The organism is Caballeronia calidae, from assembly GCF_900044055.2.
GTDB classification, from domain to species: Bacteria; Pseudomonadota; Gammaproteobacteria; order Burkholderiales; family Burkholderiaceae; genus Caballeronia; species Caballeronia calidae.
The window spans coordinates 1-19560 of sequence record NZ_FCOX02000005.1 but is presented as its reverse complement, the minus strand read 5'-3'; the positions used below and the strand labels follow the sequence as shown (position 1 = coordinate 19560).

At 65.6% G+C, this 19560-nt stretch carries 13 protein-coding genes; 8 read left to right on the top strand and 5 right to left on the bottom strand.

Features of this window, described 5'->3' with window-relative positions; translation table 11 throughout:
• Positions 1–15: 15 nt before the first annotated feature.
• The 3 genes from AWB78_RS06865 to AWB78_RS06855 all read left to right on the top strand — a co-directional run bounded on the left by AWB78_RS06865 (position 16) and on the right by AWB78_RS06855 (position 1550).
• The gene (locus tag AWB78_RS06865) at positions 16–288 is read left to right on the top strand and encodes a DUF2866 domain-containing protein (RefSeq protein WP_062603564.1); all 273 of its coding nucleotides are present in this window, start codon (positions 16–18) and stop codon (positions 286–288) included.
• A 93-nt stretch (positions 289–381) separates the two neighbouring features.
• Positions 382–819 carry an MbcA/ParS/Xre antitoxin family protein gene (locus AWB78_RS06860; protein ID WP_062603562.1) on the top strand — a complete coding sequence of 146 codons (438 nt, stop codon included), beginning with the start codon at positions 382–384 and terminating at the stop codon, positions 817–819.
• A 5-nt stretch (positions 820–824) separates the two neighbouring features.
• Positions 825–1550 (top strand): RES family NAD+ phosphorylase, encoded by a 726-nt coding sequence (locus AWB78_RS06855; RefSeq protein WP_062603955.1) that lies wholly within the window; start codon positions 825–827, stop codon positions 1548–1550.
• A 57-nt stretch (positions 1551–1607) separates the two neighbouring features.
• Here the strand turns inward: AWB78_RS06855 and AWB78_RS06850 are convergent, their stop codons facing one another.
• The 5 genes from AWB78_RS06850 to AWB78_RS06830 form a co-directional block, all read right to left on the bottom strand.
• Positions 1608–2936: a DNA topoisomerase IB gene (locus AWB78_RS06850; protein WP_062603560.1), complete on the bottom strand. Its 1329-nt coding sequence runs from the start codon at positions 2934–2936 to the stop codon at positions 1608–1610.
• Positions 2937–3028: 92 nt separating this feature from the next.
• Positions 3029–3766: a metallophosphoesterase gene (locus tag AWB78_RS06845; RefSeq protein ID WP_062603559.1), complete on the bottom strand. Its 738-nt coding sequence runs from the start codon at positions 3764–3766 to the stop codon at positions 3029–3031.
• A 153-nt stretch (positions 3767–3919) separates the two neighbouring features.
• Complete coding sequence (locus AWB78_RS06840; protein WP_062603557.1) at positions 3920–5161, bottom strand: cytochrome c; 1242 nt, start codon at positions 5159–5161, stop codon at positions 3920–3922.
• Entirely contained in the window at positions 5158–6753 is a 1596-nt protein-coding gene (locus AWB78_RS06835; RefSeq protein WP_062603556.1) for a GMC family oxidoreductase, read from the bottom strand. The genes AWB78_RS06840 and AWB78_RS06835 overlap by 4 nt, the downstream gene beginning before the upstream one ends.
• Positions 6754–6804: 51 nt before the next feature.
• Positions 6805–7302 carry a sugar dehydrogenase complex small subunit gene (locus tag AWB78_RS06830; protein ID WP_062603553.1) on the bottom strand — a complete coding sequence of 166 codons (498 nt, stop codon included), beginning with the start codon at positions 7300–7302 and terminating at the stop codon, positions 6805–6807.
• 84 nt (positions 7303–7386) lie between these two features.
• On the opposite strand from AWB78_RS06830, the gene AWB78_RS06825 reads away from it, so the two are divergent.
• The 5 genes from AWB78_RS06825 (at position 7387) to glgB (ending at position 19458) form a co-directional block, all read left to right on the top strand.
• On the top strand, positions 7387–8043 hold the full coding sequence (locus AWB78_RS06825; protein ID WP_062603552.1) for a DUF1345 domain-containing protein: 657 nt from the start codon (positions 7387–7389) through the stop codon (positions 8041–8043).
• Positions 8044–8351: 308 nt separating this feature from the next.
• Positions 8352–10013: a glycogen synthase GlgA gene (gene glgA, locus AWB78_RS06820; RefSeq protein WP_082883259.1), complete on the top strand. Its 1662-nt coding sequence runs from the start codon at positions 8352–8354 to the stop codon at positions 10011–10013.
• 365 nt (positions 10014–10378) lie between these two features.
• The gene (locus tag AWB78_RS06815; protein ID WP_063958950.1) at positions 10379–13780 is read left to right on the top strand and encodes a maltotransferase domain-containing protein; all 3402 of its coding nucleotides are present in this window, start codon (positions 10379–10381) and stop codon (positions 13778–13780) included.
• Between the two features lie 79 nt (positions 13781–13859).
• Positions 13860–17246: a maltose alpha-D-glucosyltransferase gene (treS, locus tag AWB78_RS06810; protein WP_062603548.1), complete on the top strand. Its 3387-nt coding sequence runs from the start codon at positions 13860–13862 to the stop codon at positions 17244–17246.
• Positions 17233–19458, top strand: coding sequence for a 1,4-alpha-glucan branching protein GlgB (gene glgB / locus AWB78_RS06805; RefSeq protein ID WP_062603546.1), 2226 nt, complete (start codon positions 17233–17235; stop codon positions 19456–19458). Before treS ends, glgB begins: the two co-directional genes overlap by 14 nt.
• Positions 19459–19560 lie beyond the last annotated feature (102 nt).

Below are 19560 nucleotides of genomic sequence, written 5' to 3'. Positions count from 1 at the left end.
TGTGAGGAACGTCCGATGTCCGCCAATACCGCCGCGCGGCGAAGCTTCGCCAATCTCGCGCCGACGATGCGCAAGCAGTATGCGCTCACCCTGCGCGAATGCCGTCTGTCCTTGCCGGTCGAGCCGCCGTGGGGTGCGGCGTATCGAATGCTCGAATGGGTGTTGAAGACCGATCCGCGCGTGCAGCGCCGCGTGTTTCCCGCCGATTGCACGGCGTCGCAGATCGCCGATGCGCTCCGGTCGCACGTGCCGGGCCGCCGCTACGGCCCGCGCGATGACGACGACTGATCCGTCGCTCCGAGCAAAAAAACGCATGACATGCTTGCATTAATCCATATGTGGACTAATATTTCATGAAAGTTCCTTTGGAGACTTAACGACATGCCTCACGCCGCACGCGCCCCTTCGGCGTCGGCCGGCCACCCGGTGCCTCGCCCGGCGCTGGATTCGAGCGATCTCTCTGCCGCCGGCCTGCGCGCCTTCTTCAATATTGCCCACGACTGGGCGCTCTCCGCCGAAGAGCAGATCACGCTGCTCGGCTCGCCGGGACGCTCCACCTACTTCAAGTGGAAGAACAATCCGGAGTCCGCGCGGCTCGGTCGCGACACATTGGAGCGCCTCTCGCTGATTCTCGGCATCTATAAGGCGCTGCAAATCCTCCTGCCCGATCCGAAAGCCGCCGATACCTGGATTCGCCGCCCGAACGCCGCGCCGCCCTTCGGCGGACGTCCGGCGCTCGATCGCCTGCTGGCGGGCAATATCAGCGATCTCGTCGCCGTGCGCCAATACCTCGATGCGATGCGAGGCGGCTGGGCGTGATGGGGATGACATTCAGCAAGAACACCGCTCACTGGCGCGAACAATGGCCGCATGGCCTCATCGACTGGTCGCCCGCCTATCGTGTGATTCCCACGCGCTTTCCCGCCGTCAATCTGTTCGACCGGGTGGCGTCACCGCAGGATTTCGAAGCGCTCTACGCGCTCGAGGCAATGACCAACGATCGCCTGCGCACCGAGCTCGGCGAACTGGATCTCGTGCCGCCCGAGGAACGCTGCTTCGGACCGGGCTGCGGGCCGATCATGGCCGCGTTCACGCATCTGAATCCGAACGGCAGCCGCTTTTCGGACGGCAGCTACGGCGTGTTCTATTGCGGCCGCGAGCGGCGCACAGCGATTGCGGAGACGCGCTATCACTCGGGCCTCTTTCTCGCCGCGACGAACGAAGCGCCGCTGCGCCAGCAGATGCGTCTCTACACGGTGATCGCGCATGGCGAAGTCGTCGATTTGCGCGGCGACGCGATCACGCAGGCCGGGCTCGATCCGCGCATCCTCGCGCCCGACGATTACGGTCCAGGCAAGGCGCTCGGGCGCGCGGTGCGCACGGCGGGCGCGTCGGGGATCGCGTATCCGTCGGTGCGCGATCCGGAAGGCGAATGCCTCGCCGCATTGCGCACGACGATGCTGCGCGATTGCCGTCACGCGGCCTATCTCGAGTACAACTGGAACGGCGAGACGATCGATTACGTCTTCGAGCTAAATCAGGTCGGCTGAGCGGGCAAACGTTTCAATCGCTTCAGCCCGGGTTTCAGTCGGGTTTCAGCCCGGGTCTCAGCTGATCGCCACCGCTGTTTCGGTCCGCATGCGCGCGAGCTTCTTCGACGCCGGGCGCGCGGCCTTCCTCGCCGGCTTCTTGGCCACATGCTCCAGCGCCTGCGACGCCGCGCTCTTGCCGCTCGCCTTCAGCGCGCCCGCGCGTGCCTTGCGGCTCGAATCCTCGAGCAGTCTCGTGAGGCGCGCATCGCTCGGATCGGCGCCCTTGCGATTCTTGCGCGCCGCCTCGCGCGTGCGTCGTTTCGCATCCTTTTCGAGGAAAATCGCGAGCGCGGACTCGTCGGTCCTGAGCCCGTGGCGGCGCGACGCGGGCATCGTCTCGGCGAGCTCGCCGGCCTCGAAAGCCTCGATCACCGCCGGATGCACATAACACTTGCGGCACACGGCGGGCGTGTTGCGCAGCAATTGCGCCACTTCCTTCACCGTGCCGACGACATGCTTTCGCGCCTCCGTCACCGTCTCCCATTTGAGCCGCCTGAGCGCCGCGAGCGCGAACACGCTGCCCGCCCACGTGCGATAGTCCTTCGCGGTGAAATCCGCGCCGGTGATCTCGCGCAGATAGTCGTTGATATCCGATGAACTCACCGCATGACGCGCGCCGTCCGCGTCGAGATACTGAAACAGATCCTGCCCCGGCAAATCCATGCAGCGTCTGACGATGCGCGCGACCCGCACATCGCTCACCGCGACATCGTGCTCGATGCCGCTCTTGCCACGAAACCTGAATCTCAGCGTTCCCGCCGACACCTTCAGATGACGCTTTCGCAGCGTCGTCAGCCCGTACGAGCGGTTTTCGCGCGCGTACTCTTCGCTGCCGACGCGGATCAGCGTCGTGTCGAGCAGGCGCACGACGGTGGCGAGCACCTTGTCGCGCGGCATGCCTTCGAGCGACAGATCGCGCGCGACGCGGCCGCGCAGCTTCGGCAGCACCGCGGAGAACGCGAGCATGCGCTCGTACTTGTTGGCGTCGCGCGTCTCGCGCCATTGCGGGTGATAGCGATATTGCTTGCGTCCGCGTGCATCGCGGCCGGTGGCCTGAAGATGGCCGCGCGCGTCGGGGCAGATCCAGACATCGGTGTAGGCGGGCGGAATCGCGAGCGCGTTGATGCGGCGAATCTCGGCTTCGTCGTCGATGCGTTTGCCCTGCGTGTTGAAGTACGCGAACGCGCCGTCGATCCATTCGCGCGTGTAGCCGCGCCGCGAGTCGTCCACGTAGCGCAGGCCCTGCGGCAGATCGTCGGGGCAGCCCTGCACGCCGCCCGCGAAGCTGTCGCCGGCCCCGCCGCCCGTTTCGCCGCCTTGTCCGTTTCGTCCGATTCTGGCCACCGTGCGCCTCGCTGGTACGCATTCGCTTTCATGGCGAAGCATCGAGCAACGCGCGTGCCGGATTGCCCGGCCGCGTGTTCAGGTGCGCAAAGTCAGGGCAGCGCGAGCGCGCGGGCGCCTTCGGACGCGGCCCAGCGCTCCTTCACGGACCAGCGCTCGTCGGTGCCGGGCTGGACGATCGTGAGCCGTCCTTCCGACGCGAACGCCGCCGTATCGATGAAAATCTGCGAGCCGATCTGCTTCACCGTGCGCGTCGGCGTATGGCCGCAGTACGTGGGCGAGAGGCCGAACTGCAGGCCCGGGTCCGCCTGACCGAGCGCGAGGCCGCGTCCCCACAGGATTTGACTGCGCACGTCGTCGGGGAAATCGCCGGTGTCGAGCTCGGCGTCGCAGCCGAAGAACTCCGCGTGCAGCACATTGAAACGCCGCTCGCCCTCGCCGACGATGCGCACGAGCGGCAGCCGCTCCAGCCGCACCGCCAGCGCGGCGAGCTCGTCGTCGCTGAGCGTTTCGGCCCATGCGCCGCCGATCGCGTACCACGACTGCCGCCGCATCGTGCCGGCCGCGACCGCGATCAGCGAATCCTCGTGATTGCCGAGCACGGGATAGAACCACGGCTTGTCGATGAGGTCGATCGCCGCGAGCGAATCCGAGCCGCGATCGACCAGATCGCCGACGGAGAACAGCCTGTCCCGCGCACCATCGAAGCCGATTTCGTGCAGCAGATAGCGCAGCGCATCGACGCAGCCATGCAGATCGCCGACCACGAAATCGCGGCCGATATCATTGGCTGGATGCCTGCAGACGATAGGATAGGTAGGACCATTCATGCGCTGATGATAGCGCTGCTCAATGACGCCGTGTGCGAGTTGGGTCGCTTTTGCAAGCGTTTTGGAAGCTGCTTCTACACGCGTTACACCGGCGTTACCGGCGTGACCGATTTGCGAGTAAGAGTTGCTTCCTTCGCCACCCCGAACGCGCATTTATTGCGGCAGCGAGCGAAGCTTCGCGACGGCTTTCGCATCGGTCGTCGCGCGCGGATCGCCGAACTGGCGCGTCACGTAGTTCGCGAGTTCGGCGATCTGCTCGTCCGACATGTGCGTGCCGAAAGCGGGCATCAGCACGTGGGCGTCGCGCGTCCTGCGGTTCACGCCGTGCAGGATCACGAGCACGAGATTGTTCGTCGACGCGATGCCCATCGCGCCCGTCACGCCGTCGCGCACGAGCGACGGAAACGGCTTGCCGCCCTCGCCCGTGATGCCGTGGCAAGTCGCGCACGCGGCCGCATAAAGCCGCGCGCCGGGTGTATCGGACGCCGTGATATCCGTGCGCGCCGCCTGACCGAAGCGCGTGCGCTCGCGCGCGTCCTTCACGGCGACCGGCGGCACGGCGCGCAGATACGCGATCATCGCGCGCAGATCGGCGGGCGTCAGATATTGCGTGTTCCCGGCGACGACTTCGGCCATCGGTCCGAGCGCATACGCGCGGCCGGGCGCGGCACCCGTCGACAGAAAGCGCAGCAGTTCATCATCGCGCCACGCGCCGATGCCCGCCCCGCGCTCCGGCGTGAGATTGCCCGCGTGCCAGCCCGCGACCGTCGCGCCGGACAATTGCTCCACGTCTTTCAGTCCGCCGAGCCGGTTGCGCGGCGTATGGCATTCGCCGCAATGCCCGAGCCCTTCGACGAGATACGCGCCGCGATTCCACTCCGCGCTCTTTGATGCATCGGGCACGAAGCGCCCCGGCGAGAAGTTGACGAGATTCCACAGCGCCATCAGCCAGCGCTGATCGAACGGGAACGTGAGCGCATTGCGCGGCGTGACGGCGCGCACGGGCGGCACGGTCGCGAGATAGGCGCGCATCGCGAGGAGATCGCCGTCGGAAAGCAGCGTGTAGGCCGTGTACGGAAACGCGGGATAGAGCCGCTCGCCATGTCTTCCGATGCCCTCGCGCATCGAGCGGATGAACTGCGCGTCGGTCCATGCGCCGATGCCCGTCTCGCGGTCGCTCGTGATGTTCGGCGCGAACACGTTGCCGAACGGCGTCGGAATCGGTCTGCCGCCGGCGAACGGCCGCGCGGGATCGACGGTATGGCAACTCATGCAGCCGCCCGCGCGCACGAGATATTCGCCTTGCGTCACGCTCTGCGTTTGCGCCATCGCGCGACCGAAACAGCACGCGAGCACGATGAGCACGCCCGTGACGAGCGACCGCCGCGCGCTCATTTCAGCGACGCTTCGATCGTGCCGGCGAGCCGCAGCGACAGCGCCGCGATCGTCAGCGTGCAGTTGACGGAGCCGCCCGCGGGCATTACCGCGCTTCCCGCGATGAACAGGTTCGGATGCCCGTGCGCGCGGCACTCGGCATCGACGACGGAATCGCGCGGATCGCGGCCCATGATCGCCGTGCCCATGATGTGGCTGCTCGCGCCGAGCGTGTCGTCGTATTCGAGCTCGGTGCCTCCGAAAAAGCCCGCGATGCGCGCGAACTGAGCGCGCGTGTCGGCGGCGCCGCGGCGCGTGTAGTCGTCGATGCCGTAAGCGATTTCCGGGCGCGGCAAGCCGAGCGCGTCCTTCTGCGCCGACAACGTCACGCGGTTCGCACCCGACGGCAATTGCTCGTGGAAGCTGCCGAACGTGAGCGTGCGCGCGCATCGTTCGCGGATCTGCCGGTCGAGTTCGCCGCCGGTCAGCCCTTTGGCGAGCAGATTCCAGGTGACGGCGAGCGTCGGCGCGGCGTTCGACAGATGCAGCTTCTTCGCCGCCTGCTGCGCGCGAAACGGCCCGTCGCGGAAATCGACGATCGAACTCATCTCGACCGGCCCGCGCCCCGGCCACAGCGCCTCGTTGGCGAGGAAGCTCACGCTCGTGCCGGGATGATCCATCAAGTTGCGCCCGACCTGATCCGAGCCGTTCGCGATGCCCTTCGGAAACCGAGCCGATGTCGACATCAGCAGCAGCCTGGGCGTCTCGATGCCGTTCGCCGCGATCACGAAGCGCCTGCCCGTCACGCGCGTGCTCTGGCCGTTCGGGTCCTTGCAGTGGATCGCGGCGATCTCCCCGCGATCGTTCGCCTCGATGCGGTACGCGACCGCCTGCGCGATCAGCGTCGCGCCCGCGCGCTCGGCCTTGTCGGCGTGCGTCGCGGCGTGATACAGCGCGCCGATCGGGCAGACCGGCATGCAGTTGTTGTTGCCGCAGCACGCGGGGCGCGCGTCGTACGGGCGGCTGTTGCGCGCCATCGGCTCGGGCACCACGCGAAACGACTGCGCGCCGAGCACGTCGGCGACGCGCCGGTCCATCCACGAAAGCGGCAGCGCGTCCATCGGATAAGGCGTCGAGCGCGGCGAGCCGAGATCGAGGTTCGGGCCGGCCACGCCCAGCTCCGCTTCGGCCTGACCGTACCAGGGCTCGAGCGTCTCGTAGGCGAACGGCCAGTCGCGCCCGACGCCATAGAGCGCCCTCACGCGAAAATCCGCCGGCAACAGACGCCAGGCCGCGCCGGCCCAATGCCACGTCGTGCCGCCGACGAGCCGCAGATATTGCGGCCGGTACGGCGTCTCGCCGCGATCGATCAGATACGCGCCGGGATTCATCGGCTCGGGACGGGGCGCATGAGGCAGGAGCGGATACGGCGCGCACAGATCGCGCTTGTCGGCGGCGCGCCGGAAGTTGTCGACGATCTGCCAGCGCGCGAGACGCGGCCCGGCTTCGAGCAGGATCACCGACGCGCCCGCCCGCGCCAGCCGATACGCGACGAGACTGCCCGCCACGCCCGAGCCGACGACCACCACGTCCGCCGAAGTGGAACCCGCCATCCGCGTGCCTTGTCCTTGTGGTTCTGCCGTCCGGCGTTTCCGGTGCGATGCTCAGGGCTTCTTCGCCCAGTCGGCCGGCTCGCCGCGGCAGTATGAGGGAATCGTGAGCATGTCGCCGACGGGATCGAACATCAGTGCGCGTTCGTACGCAACGACCTCGGCATGCGGCGGCTCCCCGACGACGCCGAGATACCACGCGCGCATCACGCTGCCGACGGTTTTCGCGAGATCGGGGCGCGTGGCCTCGAGCGCGGCGGTGATGATGTCGGTCGGCGTGCCGCCGTGCGTCGCGATCCATTGGTGGAGCGCGGCGATCTTCGCCGTGAAGGCGGTGTCGTGTCGCGCGAGCGCCGCATGCACGCGCTCGGCGAAAAGCGGATCGAAGCTCGTGCGGCCCGTGAGCTTCATCGACACGGCGAGGAAGACGTCGATCCCGGACGTCCGCGCGCCTCGAACGCCCGCGGGCATGAACGTCGCCGCGACGGACGCGCATGCGCCCGCCACGATGCTCCGCCGCATCACGAACGACACCCGCTCAGGCGCTCTCATGCGCTTCCCTCAGGTTAGTGAAAGGCGTAGGGGGAATAATCGCAGGCATCGAGCGAACCTGCCTCTCATGCGGATAACAACGAAATGAAGCATTTCCTCCCGCCCGTCCTGCGCAACCGGCCGCGCGCGCTGATCGGCCTTCTGGTTGGTTGCGTCGTGGCCGCTTTGGTTCCGGCGCACGTGCGGCCGGCCGCGCGCGCGCTGATCGGCTGGGACGCAGCCGTATGGCTCTATCTCGCGCTGATCTGGCTGCGGATGGCGACCGCGCATCAGAGCGACGTGCAGGCGCTCGCCGAACGCGAGGACGAAAACGCCGCGACCGTGCTGATGATCGTGAGTGTCGCGGCGATCGCGAGCATCGTGGCGATCGTCGTCGAGCTGGCGACCGCGAAGAGTCTCGGCCCGGCGGCGTTCACGCACTATCTGCTCACCGGCGCGACGATGCTCGGCGCCTGGTTCCTGATCCCGACGATGTTCACGCTGCACTACGCGCGGCATTACTATCAGTCGCCCGACAACGATCCCGCGCTCAGGTTTCCCGACAAGCATCTGAAACCCGATTACTGGGACTTCCTCTACTTCTCCTTCACTATCGCGGTCGCGTCGCAGACCGCCGATGTCGCGCTCGGCTCGACGGCCGCGCGCCGCACCGTGCTCGCGCAATCGGTGATGTCGTTCTTCTTCAATCTCGCGGTGCTCGGGCTCTCGATCAACATCGCCGCGAGCATGGTCGGCGGCTGACGCGGCTTCGCATCACGCCGCTGTCACGCGCGTTCCATAAGCTCATCGAACGCGCCGTGTAAAAACGCGGCGCGTGCCGCTGTCAGTTTTACACGCGGCACGGCCGTGCCTTTTCATGCGCCGGCTGGCGGGCGCGTCGACGGTCTCTTCACGCCATGGGCGGATGCAAACGTGTCGTAACGCACACACGTTTCGCTCTGTGGCACACCGATTGCTGCATTGCGCCAGCCCATTCACACGAAACCCCGATCAGCACTCGCATGCGCGGCTCGTCGTCCGCGCGTTTTCCTCTCGCACCGGAGCCCATTTTGCCCTTGAACGTTCTGCTGGTCGCCTCCGAAGCCGTCCCGCTCGCCAAGACCGGCGGACTCGGCGATATGGTCAGCGCCTACGCTGCCGCGCTCCGCGAAGCCGGCGTCGATGCCACGATCCTGCTTCCCGCCTACCCGAACGCGATCGCCCAGGCGCAAGGCCTGAGCAAGGTATGCACGCTGACGGGCCTGCCCGGCGGCGATGCGTCGCTGTTGCGCGGACGCATGCCCGATAGCGGCGTGCCGGTGCTGCTGCTGCGCTGCGACACGCTCTTTGCGCGCACGGGCCTGTACCAGGACGCGCAGGGCCGCGACTATACGGACAACGCGATCCGCTTCGCGACGCTCTCGGCGGCGGCGGTGAAAATCGCCGAAGGTGTGCGCGGCGTGAAGAAGCCCGACATCGTTCATGCACACGACTGGCATACGGGCCTCACGCCGCTCCTGATGAAGCACGCGGGCGTGCACGCAAAGAGCGTATTCACGATCCACAATCTCGCATTCCAGGGCAACTACGCGCTCTCGCTTGGTGCGTCGCTCGGCGTGCCGGAGAAATGGCTCGTGCATGCGTTCAGCGATCCGAAGAGCATCGAGTTCTACGGCGCGTTGAGTCTGATGAAAGCGGGCATCGTCCATGCCGATCATGTAACGACCGTTTCCGAAACCTATGCGCGCGAAATTCTGACGCCGCGCTTCGGTCATCTGATGGAAGGCGTGTTGCAAAGCTGCGCGGACAAGCTGTCGGGCGTGGTGAACGGCATCGATGCAGCAACGTGGAATCCCGCCGCCGATCCGCTCATCGAACGCAATTATTCGTTCGATGATATGCGCGGCAAGCACGCCTGCAAGCGCGCTTTGCAACGCAAGTTCGGCTTGCCCGTCGATCCGTTCGCGCCGGTGATGGCGATCGGCAGCCGCATGACCGGTCAGAAGCTCGCCGATGTCGCGCTCGACGCGTTGCCGCGCCTGCTCGCGAAACATCCGCGCCTGCAACTCGCGGTGATCGGCAAGGGCGAGGCGTATATCGAGGCGGGCTTCAGGAAGCTCGCGCAGGAATGGCCGGATCGCGTGGGCGTGTATATCGGATATGACGAGCGCCGCGCGCACGCATTGCACGCGGGCGCGGACATCCTTCTGCACGGCAGCCGCTTCGAGCCCTGCGGCCTCACGCAGATGTACGCGATGCGCTACGGCACGCTGCCCGTCGCGTCGCGCGTGGGCGGCCTCGCCGACACGATCGTCGATGCGGCGCAAAACGCCGTTCACGCCGGTCGCAACGTGCTGCGCCCGGCCGTGGTTCTGCGCGACGGCACGCACGATGCGCCCATCGCGTCGATGCCCGTGCAGCGTGGCGCGCACGCCCCCACCGGCTTTCTCTTCGACGGCGAACGGGCCGACGATATCGTCGGCGCCGCGAGCCGCGCGCTCGATGCCTACATGCGCCCGCAAGTATGGCGCGCGCTGCAGCGCAACGCGATGTCCTGCGATTTCGGATGGAACGAAGCCGTCGCGACGATGGTCGCACTGTACGTCGGCCTCACCGACGCGCGTCCGAGCCGCACGGCCCTGCGCGCGCGCCGCGTGCCCGACGTCATGCAGGCGCCCGCGCAGATGCCCGCGCAGGCGCACGACGCGCATTCGCTTGCGCGCACTGCCTGAGCGCATCCGCCTTAGTTGCTCCATAGTAGTGCCTTGATGTAGAGCTGAGCCGGGCGCGGCACGCAATGTGCTGCCCCGCCCGTGCGTTGACGGAAGCGAATCCCTTCAGGGATGACGGAAAGAAATCACTTGGGGACCGTGGCGCCCACCGTGAGCGTGAACAGCGCTCGATGCACGGTGCATCGCGAGACGCGGCCAGGCAGGCGTCGATTCGAGGGGCGCCAGGGTGTAATCTGAGTTCCGCCTGAGAGTCCGCGCGATTCACGATGTGCGGACCGGCTCTTCAGCCAGTTTGGCCCGTGAGCGTGATCGCGATTGATGCCCGCATCCCCGCCACCGCAGGACGACTCTGGAAAAGACGAACGATGGAAAACCATCAAGCTCATCATGCGTACGCGCCGCGTATCTACTTCATCGATCCCCTGCTCGTCGGCCCGCTCGCGAACTGGCCCGCCCAGTTCGAGCACGCGGCCTCGCTCGGCTTCGATCACGTCCTGATCGGCTCGCCGTTCGTGCCCGGCAGCAACGGGCATCGCGAGGCGGTCGCGGATCATCATCGGCTGCACCCCGTCTTCGAATCCGATACGAGCGCATCCGACGGCCTGCGCCAGCTCGCCGACGCCGCGAAGAAGCACGGGCTCACGCTGCTCGTCGATATCGTGATCGACCGCGTGAGCGCGGAGGGCGGTCTCTATCAGGACAACAAGCAATGGTTCCAGCCCTTCGAGAGCGCCGATGCGCGCCTCGATCCGCGCAAGCCGCCGCGTCAGCGCGATGTCGCCTGGGCCAACTTCGCCAATGGCGAGGCCGCGCATCATCTGACCGAATGGTGGGCGCGCGAGCTGAACCTGCTCGCCGATGCGGGCGTCGGCGGCTTTCGCTTCGATGCGCCGCATGCGGTGCCCGCGCACGTGTGGCGCAGGCTCGGCGCGGCGGTGCGCGAGAAACATCCCGAGACACGCTGGCTCGCGTGGACCATCGACGTCACGCGCCATGATCTGCATGGTCTCGTCGATGCCGCGTTCGATGCCGTGTTCGCGTCGACGCGCTGGTGGGACTTCAAAAGCGCGTGGCTCTTCGACGAACACGCGGCGCTCACGCGCATCGCATCGCCGATCGCGTTCCCCGAAGATCCGTTCGGCGCGCGCCTCATCAGCGATCTTTCGGATACGAGCGACACCGCGCTCGTCGAACGCGCGTACGCGCGCGTCCTCGACACGGCCGCCGCGCTCGGCACCGGCATCATGGTGCCGATGGGCTTCGAGTACGGCGTCGGCCTGCCGATGTCGCCGCAATACGGCATCGCGGCGGAGTATCAGCGCGCGAGGAACGAGAAGCGCATCGATCTCACGGCGCGCATCAGGCGCGCGAACGACCTGCAGCGCAATATCGGCACGCTGTCGAGTGTCGGCGAACTGCGCTCGCTGACGGGCGCGGGCACGCCCTACGCCGCGCTCATCCGCGCCGATGGCGGCGATCTGCGTCACAGCGAAGACGCCGTGCTCGCGATCGTCAATCCCGATCTCGTCGCGCCCGTGCATGTCGATACGCTGCATCTGCTCGAATCGGTGCCGGGCAACTACACGCGGTTCGCGCTCATCGACGACGCCATGGGCAAGCCCGAGCGCCTCGCGCCGTTCACGCTGAAGCCGGGCGAAGTGCGCCTCTTCCGCGCGGAAGCCGAGCCGTTCATCCTGCTCGCGCAGCCGCAGGTGAAGCGCGGCGCGAAGGCCGCCGACAAGAAGTCGGTGACCGAAGCGATCGCCGCGCCGCGCGTGTCGATCGAAAGCGTGACGCCGTCCGTCGATCATGGACGCTTCCCGGCGAAGCGCATCGTCGGCGAGGCGGTCGAGATTCAGGCCGCGATCTTCGCGGAAGGCCACGACAAGATCGCCGCCTCGGTGCAATGGCGCGCCGCCGACGAAACCGACTGGCACGAAGCGCCGATGCACGCCGTGCAGCCCGCGGGCCTCGATCTGTGGACCACGCGCATTCCGCTCGAACGCGTGGGCCGGCATGAATTCGTCGTGATGGCATGGCGCGACGATTACGCGTCGCTCGTCGATCACATGCAGAAGAAGCTGAAGGCGAACCAGCCCGTCGATCTCGAAGTCGAGGAAGCGAAGCATCTCTTCGCGCTGATTCTCGCGGAAGTGAAGACCGCCGACGACGCCGATGCCGACGCCGCCCCGCTCGACGCCATCGTCAAGGAGTTCACGAAGGCCAACGACGCGCGCAAGCTCGAGCTCGTGCTCGCGCCGGCCACCGCGAAGGCCGTCGCGGCGGCAAGGCACCGGCCGTTTCTGTCGCGCGATCCGGTGGTGTATCGCATCGATTCGGAACGCGCCGCCGCGCGCTTCGCGAGCTGGTACGAGATCTTCCCGCGTTCGATGAGCGACGACGTGAACCGTCACGGCACCTTCATCGACGTGATCGGCAAGCTGCCGCGCATCCGCGAGATGGGCTTCGACGTGCTCTACTTCCCGCCCATTCATCCGATCGGCATTGCGAACCGCAAGGGCAAGAACAACACGCTCACCGCCGAGCCGGGCGATGTCGGCAGCCCGTATGCGATCGGCGGCAAGGAAGGCGGGCACGATACGTTGCATCCCGAGCTCGGCAATCTCGACGACTTCAAGCGCATGCTCGAAGCCGCGCATGAACATGGTCTCGAGATCGCGCTCGACTTCGCGGTGCAATGCTCGCCGGATCATCCATGGCTGAAGGAGCATCCGACATGGTTCGCATGGCGTCCCGACGGCACGCTGCGCTATGCGGAGAATCCGCCGAAGAAGTATCAGGACATCGTGAACCCGGACTTCTATGCGCAGGACGCGAAGCCCGATCTGTGGATCGGATTGCGCGACGTCTTCCTGCACTGGATCGCGGCGGGCGTGCGCATCTTCCGCGTCGACAATCCGCATACGAAGCCGTTTCCGTTCTGGGAATGGGTGATCGGCGACGTGCGCGCGCGCCATCCCGATGTGATCTTTCTCGCCGAAGCCTTCACGCGGCCGCGCGTGATGAACCGGCTCGCGAAGCTCGGCTTCTCGCAGTCGTACACGTACTTCACATGGCGCGAGAGCAAGCGCGATTTTCACGAGTACATGCACGATCTCACGCAGACCGACGCGAAGGATTACTTCCGGCCGAACTTCTTCGTGAACACGCCGGACATCAATCCGCGCTTCCTGCAAAGCTCGGGGCGTCCGGGCTTCGTGATTCGCGCGGCGCTGGCGGCGACGCTATCGGGGCTGTGGGGCGTGTATAGCGGCTTCGAGCTGTGCGAATCCGCCGCGCTGCCGAACAGCGAGGAGTATCTGAACTCCGAGAAGTACGAGCTGAAGGCGTGGGACTGGAACCGGCCCGGCAACATCGTGACCGAGATCACGGCACTGAACCGCATCCGCCGCGCGAATCCCGCGCTGCAGACGCATCTCGGCATCAACTTCCTGCCCGCGCATAACGATCACATCCTGTTCTTCGAGAAGGCGAACGCATCGCGCGACAACGTCGTGCTCGTCGCGATCAATCTCGATCCGTTCAACGAGCAGGGCGCGGATATCGAGCTTCCATGGCAGACGCTCGAACGCTGGGGCGTGCGCGACTGGGATGCCGTCGCGGTGGAAGATCAGGTGACGGGCGAACGCTTCGAATGGCGCGGACGGCGTCAGCACGTGCGGCTCGATCCGCATTCGCTGCCCTTCGCGATCTGGCGCATATCGCCGACGTGGGGCCTGCCGAAGCCGCAGCCGGACGATGAATGAACGACTGACCAAGGACAGCACACCATAACAAGGGCCGCAGCCAGCCCATGCATATTGGAGCGAAACCGTGGATACAAGGGTGAAGCGCAACAAGAAGGCGTCGATTCTCAGCGACGATGCGCTCTGGTACAAGGACGCGATCATCTATCAGGTTCACATCAAGTCATTCTTCGATGCGAACAACGACGGCATCGGCGATTTTCCCGGCCTGCTCGCGAAACTCGATTACATCGCGGAGCTGGGCGTCGATGCGATCTGGCTCCTGCCGTTCTATCCGTCGCCGCGCCGCGACGATGGCTATGACATCGCCGATTACCGCAACGTGCATCCGGACTACGGCACGCTCGCGGATGTGAAGCGCTTCATTCAGGAAGCGCACGCGCGCGGCATACGCGTGATCTCCGAGCTCGTCATCAATCACACGTCGGATCAGCATCCGTGGTTTCAGCGGGCGCGTCAGGCGAAGCCGGGCTCGAATCATCGCAACTACTACGTCTGGTCCGACACGGACAAGAAGTATGAAGAGACGCGCATCATCTTCATCGATACGGAGCCTTCTAACTGGACGCACGATCCCGTTGCGGGCCAGTATTACTGGCATCGCTTCTATTCGCACCAGCCGGATCTGAACTTCGACAATCCCGCCGTCCTCAAGGAAGTGCTTTCCGTGATGCGCTTCTGGCTCGACATGGGCATCGACGGTCTGCGGCTGGATGCGGTGCCGTATCTCGTCGAGCGCGAAGGCACGAACAACGAGAACCTGCCCGAAACGCACGAGATTCTGAAGAAGATTCGCGCGACGATCGACGCGGAGTATCCGAACCGCATGCTGCTCGCGGAAGCGAATCAGTGGCCGGAAGACGTGAAGGAATACTTCGGCGATGAAGACGAATGCCACATGGCGTTCCACTTTCCGCTGATGCCGCGCATCTACATGTCGATCGCGAGCGAGGACCGCTTCCCGATCACCGACATCATGCGGCAGACGCCCGAGCTCGGCACGACGAATCAATGGGCGATCTTCCTGCGCAACCACGACGAGCTCACGCTCGAAATGGTCACGGACTCCGAGCGCGATTACCTGTGGAACACGTATGCGAGCGATCGCCGCGCACGCCTGAATCTCGGCATTCGCCGCCGTCTCGCGCCGCTGATGGAGCGCGATCGGCGCCGCATCGAACTGATCAACTCGCTGCTGCTGTCGATGCCGGGCACGCCCGTCATCTATTACGGCGACGAGCTCGGCATGGGCGACAACATCCACCTCGGCGACCGCGACGGCGTGCGCACACCGATGCAATGGTCGTCCGACCGCAACGGCGGCTTCTCGCGCGCCGATCCGGAGCAGCTCGTGCTGCCGCCGGTGATGGGCTCGCTCTATGGCTATGACGCGGTGAACGTCGAATCGCAGGGCCGCGATCCGCATTCGCTTCTGAACTGGACGCGCAAGATGCTCGCGGTGCGCCGCTCGGCGCACGCGTTCGGGCGCGGCACGATCCGCTTCCTGCGGCCGGCGAACCGCAAGATCCTCGCGTATGTGCGCGAGCTCGAAGGCGAGCCGCCGATTCTCTGCGTCGCGAATCTCTCGCGCGCGCCGCAGGCGGTGGAGCTCGACCTGTCGGAATTCGAAGGCTCGGTGCCGCTCGAAATGACCGCCGATTCGCCGTTCCCGCAGATCGGCAAGCTCACCTATCTGCTGACCTTCCCGCCCTACGGCTTCCTGTGGTTCCAGCTTTGCCCCGGCAACATGCGGCCCGCGTGGGCGCAGGCGCCTTCCGAGCAATTGCCCGAGTTCGTGACGATGGTGATCCGCGCGGGCCAGACCGGACCGACGCCGGAGAACGTGCGCCTGCTCGAATCCGAAGTGCTGCCGAACTATCTGAGCAAGCGCCGCTGGTTCGCATCGAAGGATCAGAAGCTGAACGCGGTGCGCCTCGCCGCGCTGACGACGATCGAAGGCGCCGGCTTCGCGTTCACGGAAATCGAAGCCGATGTCGGCGATCATTGCGAGCGCTATGTGCTGCCGCTTTCCATTGCGTGGGGCACGGAAACGACATCGCCGCTCTATATGCAGCTCGCGTTGGCCCGCGTGCGGCGCAACCGCAACATCGGGCATCTGACCGACGCGTTCGCGGTGCCGCAGTTCACGTATGGCGTGCTGCGCAAGCTGAAGGAACGCGCGGTCGTGCCGACCGTGCAGAAGAGCGAGATCCGCTTCATCCCGACCGAGCGCCTCGACGAGCTCAACTTCTATCCCGCCGATCCGCCCGAGATCCGCTGGCTCGCGGCCGAACAGAGCAACAGCTCGCTCGTGATCGCGGACAAGATCGTGCTCAAGCTCGTGCGGCGCGTGGTGGGCGGCATTCATCCCGAAGCGGAGATGAGCCGCTATCTGACGAAGCTCGGCTATGCGAACACCGGCCCGCTCTTCGGCGAAGTGGTGCGCGTCGATCCGCAGGGCGTCCCGCATACGCTCGTGATCCTGCAGGGCTACATCGACAATCAGGGCGATGCGTGGAACTACGCGCTCGATTATCTGCGCCGCACCGTCGATGAACTCGCGGTCGCGGTCGAATCCGAAGAGCACACGCAGGAGCGCGATGCGCAGGCGGAAGGCCTCGCGGGTTACGCCAACATCGCGGGCGTGATCGGCAAGCGGCTGGGCGAATTGCACGTCGCACTCGCGTCGCCGACCGACGACGAAGCGTTCGCTCCGCAGCGCGCCACGCCCGATGACGTGAAAGGCTGGATCGACGGCACGCTGAAGCTGCTCGAATCGGCGCTCGATATCCTCGCGCAGAAGATCGGCGACTTCAACGAGCACGACCGTTTCCTCGCGCAAAGCCTGCTCGATCGCCGCGACATGCTGGTCGACGCGGTGAAGAAGCTCGTCGGGCCGGATGCCGATGCGCTGCGCATCCGCATCCACGGCGATTTCCATCTGGGCCAGGTGTTGATGGCGCAAGGCGATGCGTATCTGATCGACTTCGAAGGCGAGCCCGCGCGCGCGCTCGACGAGCGCCGCAGGAAGACGAGCCCGCTGCGCGATGTCGCGGGCCTCCTGCGTTCGCTGTCGTATGCGAGCGCGGCGGCGCAATCGACGACGGAGAACGCGCCCGCGCAGACCGCGGACCGCAAGCGCGCGCTCTTCGAGCGGCTGCGCGCGTTCGCCGAGGAGAGCTTCTTGCGGGAGTACATGGCGGCGAGCGCGTCGTCGCCCGAAACGATCGCGGCCGAAGACATGTTTCAACCGTTGCTCGATCTTTTCCTGATCGAGAAGGCCGCCTACGAAATCCGCTACGAAGCAGCGAACCGGCCGACCTGGATCGGCCTTCCGTTGCGGGGTCTCGCGTCGCTCGCGAGCCGCCTGCTGGGAGACACGGGCGAGCCGCCCGCTCCGGGCACGCGACCCGTGTTCGGAGCAACCAAGGACAATCCGGATGGAACTCACCATGAACAATCGTAGCGATCCGGCGGATACCAGGAATCCGGCGCACGGCCTCAATCCGCTCGATATCGACGCACTCGTCGAGGCCCGGCATCCCGATGCGTTCTCGATGCTCGGCCTGCATGAAACCGATCTGGGACCTGTCGTGCGCGTGTTCCTGCCGGGCGCATCGTCGGTGAACGTCATGGATGCCGGCAACGGCGAGCGGATCGGTTCGCTGGCGCGCATCCACGATGCGGGTCTGTACGCGGGCTTCGTCCAGAGGCCGACGGCGTATCGTCTGCAGATCGACTGGCATGGCACGCCGCAGGAAACGCACGACACGTATTCGTTCGGTCCGGTGCTCACCGATGAATGGCTGACGCGCCTCTCGCATGCGGACCCGTATGCGGTGCTCGAATGCCTCGGCTCGCGTCCGGTCACGCACGGCAATGTCGCGGGCGTGCGCTTCGCGGTCTGGGCGCCGAATGCGCGGCGCGTGTCCGTGGTCGGCGACTTCAACACGTGGGACGGGCGGCGTCATCCGATGCGTCTGCGTCACAACGCGGGCGTGTGGGAGCTGTTCATTCCGGGCATCGGCGCGGGCACGCGCTACAAGTACGAGATCGTCACGCGCGACGGTCACACGCTGCCGCTGAAGGCCGACCCATGCGCGATGCAGAGCGAGAAGCCGCCATCGACCGCATCGGTGGTCGCGGATGCGGATGCCATCGATCACTATGCATGGACCGATGCCGAATGGATGGCGACGCGCGGCGGGAAGCAGACGGCGCAATCGCCGATCTCCATCTACGAGGCGCATGCGGAATCGTGGCTGCGCGTGCCGGAAGAGGCGAATCGCGGCATGAACTGGCACGAGCTCGCCGAGCGCCTCATTCCTTATGCGAAGGGCATGGGCTTCACGCACCTCGAGTTCATGCCGATTGCTGAGCATCCGTTCGGCGGCTCGTGGGGCTATCAGCCGCTCGGGCAGTTCGCGCCGTCCGCGCGCTTCGGCACGCCGGAGCAGTTCGCGGAATTCGTGAACCGCGCGCACGAGGCGGGGCTCGGCGTGATCATCGACTGGGTGCCGGCGCACTTCCCGAACGATTCGCATGGTCTCGTGGAGTTCGACGGCACGCCTTTGTACGAGCACGCGGACCCGCGCGAAGGGTATCACCAGGACTGGAACACGATGATCTACAACCTCGGCCGCAACGAGGTGAGCGCGTTCCTGATCGCATCGGGGCTGGCGTGGCTGAAGCGCTATCACATCGATGGCTTGCGTGTCGATGCGGTCGCGTCGATGCTCTACCGCGACTATTCGCGCAAGGCGGGCGAATGGGTGCCGAACATTTATGGCGGGCGCGAGAATCTCGAATCGATCGCGTTCCTGAAGCGGCTGAATCATGAAGTGCGGCAGATACCCGGCGCTATTACGGTGGCCGAGGAATCGACGGCGTGGCCGGGCGTGACGGCGAGTGTCGAGAGCGGCGGCCTTGGCTTCGACTTCAAGTGGAACATGGGCTGGATGCACGACACGCTGCATTACATGCAGGAGGATCCGGTTTATCGGCAGTATCACCATCATCTCTATACGTTCGGGATGGTGTATGCGTACTCCGAGCGTTTCGTGCTGCCGCTGTCGCATGATGAAGTGGTGCATGGCAAGGGATCGCTCATCAACAAGATGCCGGGCGACCGATGGCAGAAATTTGCAAACCTGCGTGCGTATTTCGGTTTCATGTGGACGCATCCGGGCAAGAAGCTGTTGTTCATGGGCGGCGAGTTCGGTCAGTTCGCGGAGTTCAATCACGATGAATCGCCGCACTGGCATTTGCTCGACGATGCGATGCATGGCGGCTTGCAGAAGCTCGTGCGCGACCTGAACCATCTCTATACGAGCGAGCCGGCGTTGCATAAGCTCGATAGCGATTCGCGCGGCTTCGAGTGGATCGTGGGGGATGACAACGCGAACAGCGTGTATGCGTATCGGCGTACGGATGCCGAAGGGCGCGATCTCGTCGTGGTGTGCAATATGACGCCGGTGCCGCGGCTGGCTTATCGGATAGGGTTGCCGCGGCGCGGGCGGTGGGGCGAGGTGTTCAATTCGGATGCTTCCATTTATGGCGGGTCAAATATGGGGAATGGCGGGGTCATTCATACGGATGACTATCCGAGTCATGGGAGGGAGCAGTCGGCGGCGTTGACGTTACCGCCGTTGGGGACAATTGTGTTGAGGGCTGACTAGGGGTTTGCTTGTGCTCCTATGGACTTCCTGTTTTCGCGTCGGTCTATTAGCGTTGCCCCTATGCGGGGCGGCAGTCACTTTCTTTGCTGCTGCAAAGAAAGT